The sequence below is a fragment of the Pseudomonas sp. microsymbiont 2 genome, from assembly GCF_054788395.1.
The window spans coordinates 480,454-494,789 of the sequence record NZ_CM139112.1 but is presented as its reverse complement, the minus strand read 5'-3'; the positions used below and the strand labels follow the sequence as shown (position 1 = coordinate 494,789).

13 protein-coding genes are annotated in these 14,336 nt (G+C 65.9%); 7 read left to right on the top strand and 6 right to left on the bottom strand.

Going from position 1 to position 14,336, the window contains the following annotated elements:
* Position 1 precedes the first annotated feature (1 nt).
* The 4 genes from bioC to bioB are packed head-to-tail and all read right to left on the bottom strand — an operon-like array spanning position 2 to position 3,776.
* The gene (gene bioC, locus ACYUME_RS02160; RefSeq protein WP_279884012.1) at positions 2 to 826 is read right to left on the bottom strand and encodes a malonyl-ACP O-methyltransferase BioC; all 825 of its coding nucleotides are present in this window, start codon (positions 824 to 826) and stop codon (positions 2 to 4) included.
* The gene (locus tag ACYUME_RS02155; protein ID WP_279884014.1) at positions 819 to 1,550 is read right to left on the bottom strand and encodes an alpha/beta fold hydrolase; all 732 of its coding nucleotides are present in this window, start codon (positions 1,548 to 1,550) and stop codon (positions 819 to 821) included. The genes bioC and ACYUME_RS02155 overlap by 8 nt, the downstream gene beginning before the upstream one ends.
* The gene (gene bioF / locus ACYUME_RS02150; protein WP_460417957.1) at positions 1,543 to 2,715 is read right to left on the bottom strand and encodes an 8-amino-7-oxononanoate synthase; all 1,173 of its coding nucleotides are present in this window, start codon (positions 2,713 to 2,715) and stop codon (positions 1,543 to 1,545) included. Before bioF ends, ACYUME_RS02155 begins: the two co-directional genes overlap by 8 nt.
* Before the next feature lie 2 nt (positions 2,716 to 2,717).
* Positions 2,718 to 3,776, bottom strand: a complete 1,059-nt coding sequence (gene bioB / locus ACYUME_RS02145) for a biotin synthase BioB (RefSeq protein ID WP_460417956.1) — start codon at positions 3,774 to 3,776, stop codon at positions 2,718 to 2,720.
* Between the two features lie 89 nt (positions 3,777 to 3,865).
* On the opposite strand from bioB, the gene ACYUME_RS02140 reads away from it, so the two are divergent.
* From ACYUME_RS02140 to rarD, 4 genes are all read left to right on the top strand, one after another.
* Positions 3,866 to 4,603: a phosphoribosyltransferase family protein gene (locus ACYUME_RS02140; protein WP_460417955.1), complete on the top strand. Its 738-nt coding sequence runs from the start codon at positions 3,866 to 3,868 to the stop codon at positions 4,601 to 4,603.
* Positions 4,604 to 4,661: 58 nt separating this feature from the next.
* Complete coding sequence (locus tag ACYUME_RS02135) at positions 4,662 to 5,426, top strand: TOBE domain-containing protein (RefSeq protein ID WP_279884022.1); 765 nt, start codon at positions 4,662 to 4,664, stop codon at positions 5,424 to 5,426.
* Positions 5,427 to 5,528: 102 nt separating this feature from the next.
* Complete coding sequence (locus tag ACYUME_RS02130) at positions 5,529 to 6,503, top strand: serine/threonine protein kinase (RefSeq protein ID WP_279884024.1); 975 nt, start codon at positions 5,529 to 5,531, stop codon at positions 6,501 to 6,503.
* A gap of 64 nt (positions 6,504 to 6,567) precedes the next feature.
* Complete coding sequence (gene rarD / locus ACYUME_RS02125) at positions 6,568 to 7,455, top strand: EamA family transporter RarD (protein WP_279884026.1); 888 nt, start codon at positions 6,568 to 6,570, stop codon at positions 7,453 to 7,455.
* Between the two features lie 332 nt (positions 7,456 to 7,787).
* On the opposite strand, the gene ACYUME_RS02120 is transcribed toward rarD, so the two are convergent.
* A complete protein-coding gene (locus tag ACYUME_RS02120; RefSeq protein ID WP_279884028.1) occupies positions 7,788 to 8,306 on the bottom strand; it encodes a glycine cleavage system transcriptional repressor in 519 nt (172 codons plus the stop codon).
* A gap of 457 nt (positions 8,307 to 8,763) precedes the next feature.
* On the opposite strand from ACYUME_RS02120, the gene ACYUME_RS02115 reads away from it, so the two are divergent.
* Complete coding sequence (locus tag ACYUME_RS02115) at positions 8,764 to 10,941, top strand: malate synthase G (RefSeq protein WP_460417954.1); 2,178 nt, start codon at positions 8,764 to 8,766, stop codon at positions 10,939 to 10,941.
* An 84-nt stretch (positions 10,942 to 11,025) separates the two neighbouring features.
* On the opposite strand, the gene ACYUME_RS02110 is transcribed toward ACYUME_RS02115, so the two are convergent.
* Positions 11,026 to 11,475 carry a response regulator gene (locus ACYUME_RS02110; RefSeq protein WP_279884032.1) on the bottom strand — a complete coding sequence of 150 codons (450 nt, stop codon included), beginning with the start codon at positions 11,473 to 11,475 and terminating at the stop codon, positions 11,026 to 11,028.
* A 210-nt stretch (positions 11,476 to 11,685) separates the two neighbouring features.
* Here ACYUME_RS02110 and ACYUME_RS02105 point away from each other — a divergent pair, with 210 nt between their 5' ends.
* The gene (locus tag ACYUME_RS02105; protein WP_460417953.1) at positions 11,686 to 13,623 is read left to right on the top strand and encodes a putative nucleotidyltransferase substrate binding domain-containing protein; all 1,938 of its coding nucleotides are present in this window, start codon (positions 11,686 to 11,688) and stop codon (positions 13,621 to 13,623) included.
* Entirely contained in the window at positions 13,620 to 14,330 is a 711-nt protein-coding gene (locus ACYUME_RS02100) for a 3'-5' exonuclease (RefSeq protein WP_279884035.1), read from the top strand. The genes ACYUME_RS02105 and ACYUME_RS02100 overlap by 4 nt, the downstream gene beginning before the upstream one ends.
* Positions 14,331 to 14,336: the final 6 nt, after the last annotated feature.

The window sequence follows — 14,336 nt, the reverse complement described above, 5'->3', positions numbered from 1 at the left end:
CTCACGACTCCTGCGCCAACGGTTTACGCAACACACCGTAGACCACCTGATAGGTGGCGGGCAGGCCCTGCGGCTGGCGGAACTGCTCGTAGGCCTGCAACAGGCCTTGCATTCGCGCGCGCCCGGTAAGCCCCGATGGACGCCCCGGGTTGAGGTTGTGCGCGCCCAGTGCCTTGAGTTCATGGGTCAGGCTGCGCACATCGGGGTAATGCAACACGTGAGGACGGCGATCCAGTTCGAGCAGATCCAAGCCGCTTTCGGCGCACAGGCGCTGGTAGTCCTCGAAGCGCCGGAAACGATTGACGTGCACCATGCCATCCACCGCCTGCCAGCTGGCGCGCAGCTCGTCGAGGGTGCCCACGCACAGGCTGCTGAACGCCAGCACACCACCAGGACGCAGGGCCCGCCGCGCTTCGCCCAGCACACTGGCGAACTGTCCGCACCACTGCACCGCCAGGCTGCTGAACAGCAGGTCGACGCAACCGTCACGCAAGGGTAGGCGCTCGGCGTCGCCCGCCACATGATGCCGGGCACCGCCCTGCCCGCGGGCATGGCGCAACATGCCCTCGGCGATGTCCACCGCCACGCCGTCGGCGGCGGCGAAACGCTCGCCCAACATCCGACTGAAATGCCCAGTGCCGCTGCCCAGGTCGAGCCAGCGCGCAGGCGTGAACCCGGCGGGCAGCCGCGCCAGCAGCGCCATGCCCACGGCGCGCTGCAGGGCCGCGACACTGTCGTAGCTGGCCGCCGCGCGGGAGAACGAAGCCGCCACCTGGCGCTTGTCCGGCAAGGTGCCGGGCAGGGTTGGGCGGGAAAGATCAGTCATCACCACTCTCATGCAGGAAACTCTTGATGCCCGCTGCCAACTCCTGGGGATACTCCAGCAGGAAGGCATGGGAACTGTCTTCGACCAGGCCGACTTCCACGTCCGGCAGCAGGTCGCTCAGGGCCTTGGCCGCTTCCACCGGTACCAGCGCGTCACTGCCGGCGAACAGATGTAGCTGCGGGCCTCCGTATTGCTCCAGGGCGCTGCGCGTATCGAGGCTGGCCAGCACTTCGAGGCCTCTGGCCAGGTACAGCGGATCGGTGTCGGGCACGCCTACCCCCAGTTGACGCAGCAGGGTGCGCGGTTGCTGCGCGCCCTCGCTGCACAAGGTGCGAAAGCGCTTGAGGGTGACGTGCGTGTGGCTGCGGCAACCATCCAGGAAAGTGCCGAAGGTATCTGCAGCCATGCCGTGCGGCCAGTCCGCCCGGGCCACGAAGCTGGGGTTGCTGGCCAGGGTGAGCAGGCCACAGCAGTGGTCGCCGCGCTTGTGCGCCAAGGCGCTGGCGAGCATGCCGCCCAGCGACCAGCCACCCAGCCACACATCGGTCGGCAACGTGCGGTCCAGGTGTTCGATCCAGGCTTGGGGATCACTGTCGGCCAGTTCCGGCAGGGGCATCAACTCGACTTGCAGGCGTGAATCCTGGGCGCGCAGGCTGGCGGCCAGCGGTTCCAGTGAGGCGGTGCCCAGGCCCCAGCCGGGCAGTAGGATCAGGCGGTTACGCATCGGCGGACTCCAGCTGTGGATGACACTCGGCCAATGCATTCAACAATAGCTGGACCTGCGCCTCGCTGTGGGCGGCGCTCAAGGTCACGCGCAAGCGCGCGCTGCCAGCGGGCACGGTGGGTGGTCGAATCGCCGTGACCAGCAGCCCGCGTTCGCGCAACAGGCGAGACAGCGCCAGCGCCCGCCCCGCATCGCCGATCAGGATCGGCTGGATCGCGGTGTGGCTGTCCATCAGCGTCAGCCCGATTTGCTCGGCGCCCGTGCGGAACTGCCGGATCAACGCGGCCAGGTGCTCGCGACGCCAACGCTCGCGGCGCAGCAACTCCAGGGCCTTGAGGGTGGCGCAGGCCAGCGCCGGTGGCTGGCTGGTGGTGTAGATATAGGGCCGGGCGAACTGCACCAGCGCCTCGATCAGTTCCTCGCTGCCGGCGACGAAGGCGCCGGAAGTGCCACAAGCCTTGCCCAGCGTGCCGATCAACACCGGCACGTCGTCGACAGCGAGACCGAAGTGTTCGACCAGCCCGCCACCGTTGTCGCCGAGCGTGCCGAAACCATGGGCGTCGTCGACCATCAGCCAGGCACCGCGGGCGCGGGCCTCCTTGGCCAGGGCCGGCAGGTCGGCGCAGTCACCGTCCATGCTGAACACGCCGTCGGTGACCACCAGGGTATTGCCGCTGGCCTTGTCCAGGCGGCTGGCCAGGCTGGCCGGATCATTGTGCAGGTAGCGGCTGAAGCGCGCGCCGCTGAGCAGCCCGCCATCCAGCAAGGAGGCATGGTTGAGGCGATCCTGCAGCACCGTGTCGCCCTGCCCCACCAGCGCGGTGATCGCGCCGAGGTTGGCCATGTAGCCGGTGGAGAACAACAGCGCGCGCGGGCGCCCGGTCAGGTCGGCCAGGGCCTCTTCCACCTGATGGTGCGGTGTGCTGTGGCCGATCACCAGATGCGAGGCACCGCCGCCGACACCCCAGCGCTCGGCGCCCTCGCGCCAGGCCTTGATCACTTCAGGGTGGTTGGCCAGGCCCAGGTAATCGTTGCTGCAGAACGCCAGCAATGGCTGGCCGTCGACCACCACCTGCGGCCCCTGTGGGCTCTGAAGCAGAGGACGTTGGCGGTAAAGGTCGGCGGCGCGCCGTTCGGCTAGCCGCGCGGCGAGGTCGAAAGCCATGTTCAGGCCGTGGCTGCGTCGTAGAACAGCTCGCTGCTGCGTTGCTCGACCAGGGCCTGCTCGATGGCCGCCTGGTGTACTTCGTCGGCGTGCTCTTCGCGGGCTTCGGGCAGGATACCGAGGCGGGCGAACAGCTGCATGTCCTTGTCGGCTTGCGGGTTGGCGGTGGTCAGCAGTTTTTCGCCGTAGAAGATCGAGTTGGCGCCAGCCATGAAGGCCAGGGCCTGCATCTGCTCGTTCATCTGCTCGCGGCCGGCGGACAGGCGCACGTGGGACTTGGGCATGAGGACCCGGGCCACGGCCAGCATGCGGATGAAGTCGAACGGGTCGACGTCCTCTTCATCGGCCAGCGGCGTGCCAGCGACCTTGACCAGCATGTTGATCGGCACCGACTCCGGGTGCTCGGGCAGGTTGGCCAGCTGGATCAAGAGGCCTGCGCGGTCGTCCAGCGACTCGCCCATGCCGAGGATGCCGCCGGAGCAGATCTTCATGCCGGCATCGCGCACGTAGGCCAGGGTCTGCAGGCGCTCGCTGTAGGTGCGGGTGGTGATGATGCTGCCGTAGAACTCCGGCGAGGTGTCGAGGTTGTGGTTGTAGTAGTCCAGGCCGGCCTGGGCCAGGGCCTGGGTCTGCTCCTGATCGAGCCTGCCGAGGGTCATGCAGGTCTCCAGGCCCATGGCCTTCACCCCTTTGACCATCTCCAGCACGTACGGCATGTCCTTGGCCGACGGATGCTTCCACGCCGCGCCCATGCAGAAACGGGTCGAGCCGATGGCCTTGGCCCGGGCGGCCTCTTCCAGCACCTTCTGCACTTCCATCAGCTTCTGCTTTTCCAGCCCGGTGTTGTAGTGGCCGGACTGCGGACAATATTTGCAATCTTCCGGGCAGGCGCCGGTCTTGATCGACAGCAGCGTGGAAACCTGCACGCGGTTGGGGTCGAAGTGCGCGCGGTGGACGGTCTGGGCCTGGAACAACAGGTCGTTGAACGGCTGCTGGAACAGCGCCTTGACCTCGGCCAGGGACCAATCGTGACGTGTGGTTGCAATTGCACTGGCGCTCATCGGCGTTTCCTTATCTAGGGTCTGACTGACGCCGGGAGAAGAAAGCCCGCCAGCGCATCACGGATAGCTCGCATAGTCACGGAAGGCCCATGAACTGTCAACCAAGCATAAAGACACTGGTTTACATCTGTACAAATATCAATCAGTCATGCCTGTTGTGTGACGAACCCGCCCTGCAGCCCTATCCGCTATGCATGGCCTGCGAACGCGAACTGCCGTGGCTGGGCCAGCACTGCCGCCGCTGCGCCTTGCCCACGGCCTGCGGCGAACTCGCTTGCATCAGCTGCGAACAGCGTCCGCCAGCCTTCAGTCAGGTGATCGCGCCCTGGTCTTTCGGCTTTCCCATCGACACGCTGGTCAGCCGCTTCAAGCATGCCAGACAGTGGCCCCTGGGCCGGCTGATGGCGCAGCTGCTCGGCCACGCACTGGAGCATCACTACGCAGAAGGCCTGCCGCGCCCCGACCGACTGCTGCCCGTGCCACTGGCCAAGGGTCGGCTGCGCCAGCGAGGTTTCAACCAGGCGGCGATGCTCGCCCACTGGCTGGCCAGGCAATTGCGCCTGCCGTGCGACGAACATCTGCTTGAACGCATCCGTGACACCCCGGCCCAGCAGGTACTTGGCGCCAAGGCCCGTCGGGGCAACCTGCGCCGGGCCTTCGCGCTCGCCAAGGAGGCGGACATCGACGGCCTGCACCTGGCGGTGGTCGACGACGTGCTGACCACCGGCGCGACCGCCCAGGCGCTGGCCCGACTGCTGCGCGGGGCCGGCGCCCGCCGTGTCGATATCTATTGCCTGGCACGCACACCCAAGCCGGATCAGGCTTGACTTGACCCGGTGACGGCGGCAACGTCGCGGGACCTACACAACACCCGAATGCCCGCCCATGTCCCTGCCTGCCCTGCTCACCCAGCACATCGTCCGTCGTCCACAGCGCATCGCCCTGCTGCAGCATGTCGCCGAGCAGGGCTCGATCACCCGCGCCGCCAAGGCCGCCGGGATCAGCTACAAGGCCGCCTGGGACGCCATCGACGAACTCAACAACCTGGCTGCGCAACCACTGGTGGAGCGCAGTACTGGAGGCCGCGGCGGTGGCGGGGCGCGCTTGTCCGCCGAAGGCGAACGGGTCTTGCGCCTGTACCAACGCCTGCAGGCGTTGCAGGCGGAGATTCTCCAGTCCCCCGAGGACAGCAGCGACCTCGACCTGCTCGGGCGCCTGATGCTGCGCACCAGTGCCCGCAACCAGTTGCAAGGACGCATCAGCGGGCTGCGCCGCGAGGGCCGGCATGATCGCATCAGCCTGGCCCTGGGCGGCGGGCTGGAGATCGAAGCGTTGATCACCCGGGGCAGTACCGAGCGCCTGGAGCTGGCGCTGGGCGGCAGCGTGGTGGCCCTGCTGAAGGCGGGCTGGGTGCAGTTGCTGGGCGATGACGAGCAGGCGCAAGCAGGCAGCAACTGCCTGAAGGCCACGGTCGAGGAAATCCTCAGCGAGGAGGACGGGCCGGGCGAGGTACGCCTGGCACTGGGTAACGGCCAGACCTTGTGCGCCATCGCCGAAGCCGCCTGGCTGGCGCAGTACCAGGTGCAACCGGGAAACGAGTTGCGGGTGCAGTTTCATCCGTCGTTCGTGCTGCTGGGGGTGCCGGTCTAGCCCGGCCAGCCCGCGTCCACGGGAGCTTGTGGCCACCGATCTGCGGCAAGGACTGGCCTGGGGTAACATGCCCGCACGCAGTCCCCGCGACCGGAGCCTTTCATGTCCCACCCCTTCGATACCCTCACACCCGACCTCGTGCTGGATGCCGTGGAAAGCCTCGGCTTTCTCAGCGACGCGCGGGTGCTGGCACTCAACAGCTACGAGAACCGCGTCTACCAGGTGGGCATCGAGGACGCACAGCCGCTGATCGCCAAGTTCTATCGCCCTGGGCGCTGGAGCGACGCGGCGATCCTCGAGGAGCACACCTTCACCCGCGAACTGGCCGAGTGCGAAGTGCCGGTGGTGGCACCGCTGCTGCACGAGGGGCGCTCCCTGTTCGAACACCAGGGCTTTCGCTTCACCCTGTTCCCGCGCCGTGGCGGCCATGCCCCGGAGCCGGGCAACCTCGACCAGCTCTATCGCCTCGGGCAACTGCTCGGGCGCCTGCATGCGGTAGGCGCGAGCAAACCCTTCGAGCACCGCGAATCCCTGGCTGTGGACAACTTTGGCCACGCCTCGCTCAAGACCCTGCTCGACGGCAACTTCGTGCCCCGTGAGCTGCTGCCCGCCTATGAGTCGGTGGCCCGCGACCTGCTCAAGCGGGTCGAGGATATCTACGCCCGCACCCCGCACCAGCTGATCCGCCTGCACGGCGACCTGCATCCAGGCAACCTGATGCACCGCGACGACGTCTACCACGTGGTCGACCTCGACGACTGCCGCATGGGCCCGGCCGTCCAGGACCTGTGGATGATGCTCGCCGGCAGCCGCGAGGAACGCTTGGGGCAACTGGCGGAATTGATCGACGGCTACAACGAGTTCCATGACTTCGACCCACGCGAACTGGCCCTGATCGAGCCGCTGCGCGCCCTGCGCCAGTTGCACTACAGCGCCTGGCTGGCACGGCGCTGGGACGATCCGGCGTTCCCGCCAAGCTTCCCCTGGTTCGGCCAACCGCGCTACTGGGGCGACCAGATCCTCGCCCTGCGCGAGCAGATCGCCGCGCTCGATGAACAACCGTTGAAATTGTTCTAGGTCTGGGCCGCGCGCTGTCTACAATAGGCGTCGCTTTATTTAGCTACCTAAGCAAGGATTCTGCATGCACGCCGCCAACCCGCGTCGCGGGTACCTCCTGGGCCTCGGCGCCTACATCATCTGGGGCTTGTTTCCCCTGTACTTCAAAGCGATCCAGAGCGTTCCGGCGGTGGAAATCATCGTCCACCGGGTACTCTGGTCGGCCCTGTTCGGCTCGCTCCTGCTACTGGTGTGGAAACACCCCGGCTGGTGGCGCGAACTGCGCGACAACCCTCGGCGCCTGGCGATCCTCGCGCTCAGCGGCGCGCTGATCGCCGGCAACTGGCTGACCTACGTGTGGGCGGTGAACAATGGCCGCATGCTCGAGGCCAGCCTGGGCTACTACATCAACCCGCTGATCAACGTGCTGCTGGGCATGCTGCTGCTCGGCGAACGCCTGCGCCGCCTGCAATGGCTGGCGGTGGGGCTGGCGGCCCTGGGCGTGGCCCAGCAGGTGTGGCAGGTCGGCAGCTTGCCGTGGGTGTCGCTGGCGCTGGCGCTGTCGTTCGGCTTCTATGGGTTGATTCGCAAGCAGGCGCCCGTGGCCGCACTGCCTGGGCTGGTGGTCGAGACGTGGATGCTGGTGCCCATTGCCATCGGCTGGCTGTTGCTGCACCCGGCCGCCAGCAGCGCCAGCCCTGAGTTCTTCAGCAGCAGCGAGGCGCTGTGGCTGATCGCCGCCGGCCCGGTGACGCTGGTGCCGCTGGTGTGCTTCAACGCTGCCGCCCGGCACCTGCCCTACACCACGCTGGGCTTCCTGCAGTACCTGGCGCCGACCCTGGTGCTGTTGCAGGCGGTGCTGCTGTTCGACGAGCATCTGACGGCGAGCAACCTGCTGGCCTTCGCCTGTATCTGGGGCGGCCTGGCGATTTATAGCGTCGATGCCTGGCTGAGTTTGCGCAAGCGCGCCTGATCAGAAAATAATCAAATCTCTACAGGCCACGGGGGACGTGGCCTGCAGCAAGCGCTCCAAAGGTTATCCACACCCTCGTCCCCGCCGTTTGTGCACAAGCCACTGATTAGTGGACATTTTTTGCTCAAACCTCGCCAGCCCTTGCTGTTACTGGCCTCCAGCGTAGCGCCCCCAGCTTATCCACAGGGGCTTCCCCGTAAAATCGGGATAACCATCTAAGGGCCGCTTCGCGCCCCATCGCGACACAAGGCCGCTCCTACAGGGGATCTCGATTTCCTGTAGGAGCGGCCTTGTGTCGCGATGGGGCGCGAAGCGGCCCCGGCGATCTTGAATCACTCCTCCGGCCGCAGCCGCAACTCCACCATCAGATCATCCGCCAGGCTCTCCAGCCGCGCCTGCAGATCGTCCAACGACAAGGTCAACGGCAACGCCAGCAACGCATCGGCATGGAACAACGGCTCGCTGCTCATCGGTGCTGGCCGCACCTCGGTGCTCAGGCGCTCCACGTTCACCCCTTGCTCGGCCAGCAAACGGGTGATATCACGGACGATACCCGGCCGGTCGTTACCCACCAGTTCCATTGCGATCGGCTTCCAGGTGCAGGACGGCTCGATCCCGCTTTCGGCAATGAGCACACGGATGCCGTGGTCACCCAGTTTATGCAGCGACTCGACCAGCTCGGCGTAGTTTTCCGCCGGCACCGCCACCCGCAGGATCCCGGCGAACTGCCCGGCCATGCGCGACATACGACTTTCCAGCCAGTTGCCGTTGTGATCGGCGATGCACTGGGCGATACGTTCGACCTGACCGGCCTTGTCGGGGGCGATCACAGTGAGTACGAGATGGTCCACGGGCCACTCCTTTCGATTCGCTCGGGGCGCGACAACAGGCCGCGAGACAGGGGTCGATTCAGTATAGGCAAGGCGCGGCAACCTGCCGCAGGACAGTCAGGGATCTTGATCGTGTACTGTTTCAAGATTTATCTGGAACAATCCACCTGTTTTTTGCGAACATACCGTCTCCCAGCGTGACCCTATGCGACCAGTTGGTCGCAGAGCGACGCTTTTAGTCTGATGTTCACCTGCCTGCTGCTTCATGTAGTATGCGTCGACGCGGACTACAAAACGTCGTTTCGATGTCTGCCAAGGCGCCTGTGAAAATACGCCAACCGCCCGCCGATCCGTCTGGCGAGCCGCACCCAGCCGCCCCCGAAGTCCGCGGGCATGCACTGGTGCCGTGTTTAGAGAAGCGCTACAGGCTTAATACGATGAGCGAAAGCGAAATAGCTGAGCAGAGGTGAGGCAAGCAATGACTGGATACGTTCAAGTCGGTGGCCTTCAGGTCGCCAAGGCCCTGTATGACTTCGTCAACGACGAAGCGATCCCTGGAACCGGCGTCAAGGCCGATGCGTTCTGGGCCGGGGCGGAGAAAATCATCAACGACCTCGCCCCCAAGAACAAAGCCCTGCTCGCCAAGCGCGACGAGCTGCAAGCCAAGATCGATGCCTGGCACCAGGCACGCAAAGGCCAGGCCCACGACGCCGCAGCCTACAAAGCATTCCTCCAGGAAATCGGTTACCTGCTGCCACAAGCCGACGATTTCCAGGCCACCACGCAGAACGTCGACGAAGAAATCGCCGTCATGGCCGGCCCGCAGCTGGTGGTGCCGGTGATGAACGCGCGCTTCGCCCTGAACGCCGCCAACGCCCGTTGGGGTTCGCTGTACGACGCCCTCTACGGCACCGACGCCATCAGCGATGCGGGTGGCGCCGAGAAAGGCCAGGGCTACAACAAGGTGCGCGGTGACAAGGTCATCGCCTTCGGCCGTGCCTTCCTCGATGAAGCCGCGCCACTGGCGGCCGGCTCCCACGTCGACTCCACCGGCTACCGCATCGAAGGCGGCAAGTTGGTGGTCGCCCTCAAGGGTGGCAGCAACAGCGGCCTGCGTGACGACGCCCAGCTGATCGGTTTCCATGGCGACGCCAAGGCGCCGACCGCCGTGCTGCTCAAGCACAACGGCCTGCATTTCGAGATCCAGGTCGACGCCAGCACCCCGGTCGGCAGCACCGACGCCGCCGGCGTGAAGGACATCCTGATGGAGTCGGCGCTGACCACCATCATGGACTGCGAAGACTCGGTCGCCGCCGTCGACGCCGACGACAAGGTGATCGTCTACCGCAACTGGCTGGGCCTGATGAAAGGCGACCTGGCCGAAAGCGTGACCAAGGGCGAAAAGACCTTCACCCGCACCATGAACCCCGACCGCGAATACGCCGCGCCCAATGGCGGCAGCGTCACCCTGCACGGTCGCTCGCTGCTGTTCGTGCGCAACGTCGGTCACCTGATGACCAACCCGGCGATCCTCGACGCCCAGGGCAACGAGATTCCCGAAGGCATCCAGGACGGTCTGTTCACCAACCTGATCGCCCTGCACAACCTCAACGGCAACACCAGCCGCAAGAACACCCGCAGCGGCAGCGTGTACATCGTCAAGCCGAAGATGCACGGCCCGGAGGAAGTAGCCTTCGCCGCCGAGATTTTCAGCCGCGTCGAAGACCTGCTCGGCATGAAGCGCAACACCGTCAAGGTCGGCATCATGGACGAAGAGCGCCGCACCACGGTCAACCTCAAGTCGTGCATCAAGGCCGCCGCCGAGCGCGTGGTGTTCATCAACACCGGTTTCCTCGACCGCACCGGTGACGAGATCCACACCTCCATGGAAGCCGGCGCCGTAGTGCGCAAGGGCGCCATGAAGCACGAGAAGTGGATCGGCGCCTACGAGAACAACAACGTCGACGTCGGCCTGGCCACTGGCCTGCAAGGTCGCGCGCAGATCGGCAAGGGCATGTGGGCCATGCCCGACCTGATGGCCGCCATGCTCGAGCAGAAGATCGCCCACCCGCTGGCCGGAGCCAACACCGCCTGGGTACCGTCGCCGACCGCCGCCACCCTGCACGCCCTGCACTACCACAAGGTCGATGTGCAGGCGCGTCAGCGCGAGCTGGCTTCGCGCACCCCGGCCTCGGTCGATGACATCCTGACCATTCCGCTGGCCGCCGACACCAACTGGTCGGCCGAGGAGATCCGCAACGAGCTGGACAACAACGCCCAGGGCATCCTCGGCTATGTGGTGCGCTGGATCGACCAGGGCGTGGGTTGCTCGAAGGTGCCGGACATCAACGACGTCGGCCTGATGGAAGACCGCGCCACCCTGCGCATCTCGGCCCAGCTGCTGGCCAACTGGCTGCGCCACGGCGTGGTCACCCAGGAGCAGGTGCTGGAAAGCCTCAAGCGCATGGCCGCGGTGGTGGACAAGCAGAACGCCGGCGACGCCCTGTACCGCCCGATGGCGCCGAACTTCGATGACAACATCGCGTTCCAGGCCGCCGTGGAACTGGTGGTGGAAGGCGCCAAGCAACCGAACGGCTACACCGAGCCGGTGCTGCACCGCCGTCGCCGCGAGTTCAAGGCGCGCAACGGGCTTTAAGCCGCCAGCAACACATCGCGGGGCAAGCCCGCTCCCACGCCGATTGTCACTCGGCGTGGGAGCGGGCTTGCCCCGCGATCGCTTTCAGCCATGACCCATTCTCAATTCACGTCGCACCAACTCCAGGAGCTTCTCCAGGTCCACCGGCTTGAGCAGGAAATCCACCACGCCCAGGTGCATAACGTCCACCGCCTCCTTCACATCGGTGTCGCCCGACACGACGATGATCGACAGCGCCGCCCGCTCCGATTCGCGAATCTGCCGGATCAGGTCCAGCCCATCATCGGGCTGCATACGCAAATCAGTGATCATCAGGGCAATACGCGGCTCGTAGTGCAGCTTGAACATCGCCTCCTGGGCGCCATCGGCCTGCATGCTCTCGATCCCCCGGCTTTTCAGGTAAAGGCACAATGCATCCCTGTTCACCGGATTGTCGTCCACCACCAGCACCACGGGCTTCGGTGCGACGGGGGCACTCGCCACGGCCAACGCCTCACGTTCGGCGTCACTCAGGATGTCGTCATGCTCAGCCATGGTCATCTCGTCAGAAAAATCGTGCTCACCCTTGAGACCGTAAACCCGCGCAGCCCGGTTCGCCTTTCGTCGGGGCGTTGACAGCGGTGTCTCTAGACTTACGTCCAATGGGCACCGCAAGGCGGCCAGCCGACCATGGAGGCCGAGAACAACAAAGCCGCCCCCTATAGATAGATATATATAGTTCGGCATAGCGATACGGTCAGCTTCATGAGCAAAAAGGACGCCTACCACCTGGCGGGCAGGACAGCAGTGCTGCAAAACATCCAGGGCACCCTGCAGTTCCTGCAGCGTTTCCCGCCCTTCAACCAGATGGAGCACAACCACCTGGCCTTCCTGGTGGAACAATGCCAGCTGCGTTTCTACGCGGCCGGAGAAAGCATCATCAAGCCCGCCGACGGGCCGGTCGAACACTTCTACATCGTCAAGCAGGGGCAAGTGGTCGGCGAGCGTCACCACGTGACCAGGCCAGGTACCGAGACCACCTTCGAGATCACCAGCGGCGAGTGCTTCCCGCTGGCCGCGCTGCTCGGTGAACGGGCCACCCGCACCGAGCACCTGGCCGGCGATGACACGTTCTGCCTGCAACTGAACAAGGCGGCGTTCATCCGCCTGTTCTCGATGTCCGAGGCCTTCCGCGACTTCGCCTTGCGCGGCGTGAGCAGCCTGCTCGACCAGGTCAACCAGCAGGTGCGCCAGCGCGCCGTGGAAACCCTGGGCACCCAGTACTCGCTGAATACACCGCTGGGCGAACTGGCGTTGCGTCATCCGGTGGTCTGCACGGCGGACACGCCCTTGCGCGAAGCCGTGCGGTTGATGCACGAGCAGCAGGTCGGCAGCATCGTCATCATCGATGAGCGGCGGTATCCCATCGGCATCTTCACCCTGCGCGACCTGCGCCAGGTGGTGGCCGACGCCAGCGCCGAGCTGACCGCGCCGGTCGAACGCCATATGACCGCCCGGCCCTTCCACCTCAGTCCTCAGGCCAGTGCCTTCGATGCCGCCATGGCGATGACCGAGCGGCACATTGCCCACGTCTGCCTGGTGGACAACCAGCGCCTGTGCGGGGTGATCTCCGAACGCGACCTGTTTTCCCTGCAGCGTGTCGACCTGGTGCACCTGGCGCGTACCATCCGCCATGCGCCACGACTGGACACCCTGGTGGCGCTGCGCGGCGAGATCGGCCAGTTGGTCGAGCGCATGCTCGCCCACGGTGCCTCGTCGACGCAGATCACCCAGATCATCACCCTGCTCAACGACCACACCGTGTGCCGGGTGATCGAGCTGGCCATGGCCGAACGCGGCGACCCCGGCGTGCCGTTCAGCTGGCTGTGCTTCGGCAGCGAAGGTCGCCGCGAACAGACACTGCACACCGACCAGGACAACGGCATCCTGTTCGAAGCCCGCGACAGCGTCGAAGCCGATGCCATCCGCGCGAAACTGCTGCCGCTGGCGCAATACATCAACCACAACCTCGCCCAATGCGGCTTCACCCTGTGCAAGGGCAACGTAATGGCCGGCAACCCCGAGCTGTGCCTGTCGCGCAGCGAATGGGCACGGCGCTTCGCCGGTTTCGTGCGCGAAGCCAGCCCGGAAAACCTGCTGGGTTCGAGCATCTACTTCGACCTGCGCGTGGTCTGGGGCGATGAGCAGGGTTGCGAGCAATTGCGCCAGTCCTTGCTGGAGCAGGTGGCCGACAACCGCATATTCCAGCGCATGCTGGCCGACAACGCCCTGCGCCAGCGCCCACCGGTGGGGCGCCTGCGCGACTTCGTGCTGACCCGCCAGGGCGACGACAAGGCCGCCACCCTGGACCTCAAGGTGCAAGGGCTGACCCCGTTCGTCGACGGCGCCAGGCTGCTGGCCCTGGCCAACGGCATCAAGGCGTGCAACACCCTGGAGCGCCTGCGCCAGCTGGTGGACAAGGGGGTCATCGAGGCGCTGGACGGCGCCGCCTACGAAGAGGCCTATCACTTCATCCAGCAGACCCGCATGCAGCAGCACCAGCGCCAGAGCCGCGACCACCAGCCCTACTCCAATCGGCTCGACCCCGACAGCCTCAACCACCTGGACCGGCGCATCCTGCGCGAGTCCCTGCGCCAGGCCCAGCGCCTGCAGAGCAGCCTCGCCCTGCGGTACCAGCTGTGAACCTGTTCGCCTGGCTGCGGCCCACGGCGCCGGACCTGGCCGATAACCTGCGCCAGCGCCTGGCCGCGCTGCCCGCGCCGGCTCCGCTGGGGGTCTGCACCCTGCGCGAGCAGCGCTGGGTGGTGCTGGATCTGGAAACCAGCGGCCTGAACCTCAACCGCGACCAGGTGCTGTCGATCGGCGCGGTGGCCATCGAGGACGGGGCCATCGACATGGGCCGGCCATTCGAGCGCACGCTGTACCGCCCCGGGCAGAAGACCAATGCCAGCGTGCTGATCCACGGCCTGGGGCCCAGCGCCCTTGCCGCCGGTTGCGATCCCGCCGAGGCGCTGCTCGACCTGATGACGTTCATTGGCGACAGCCCTGTGCTGGCGTTCCATGCCCCGTTCGACCGGCACATGCTGGCCCGGGCTCTCAAGGACAGCCTGGGACTGCGCCTGCAGCATGGGTTTCTCGATGTGGCGGAGCTGGCACCGATGCTCAACCCCGACACCGTGCTGCGCGAAGCCGGGCTGGACGACTGGGTTGCCCGTTTCGGGCTGGAAGTGCAGGCCCGTCACCACGCCAGCGCCGATGCCCAGGTGACCGCCGAGCTGGCGCTGATCCTCTTCAGTCAGGCCCGGCGCCAGCAACTGGACAGTCCGTTGCAGCTGGAGCAGGGGCTGCGTCAGTGGCGGCGACGCAAAGTCCAGAGTCACGGCCTCTGAGCCATA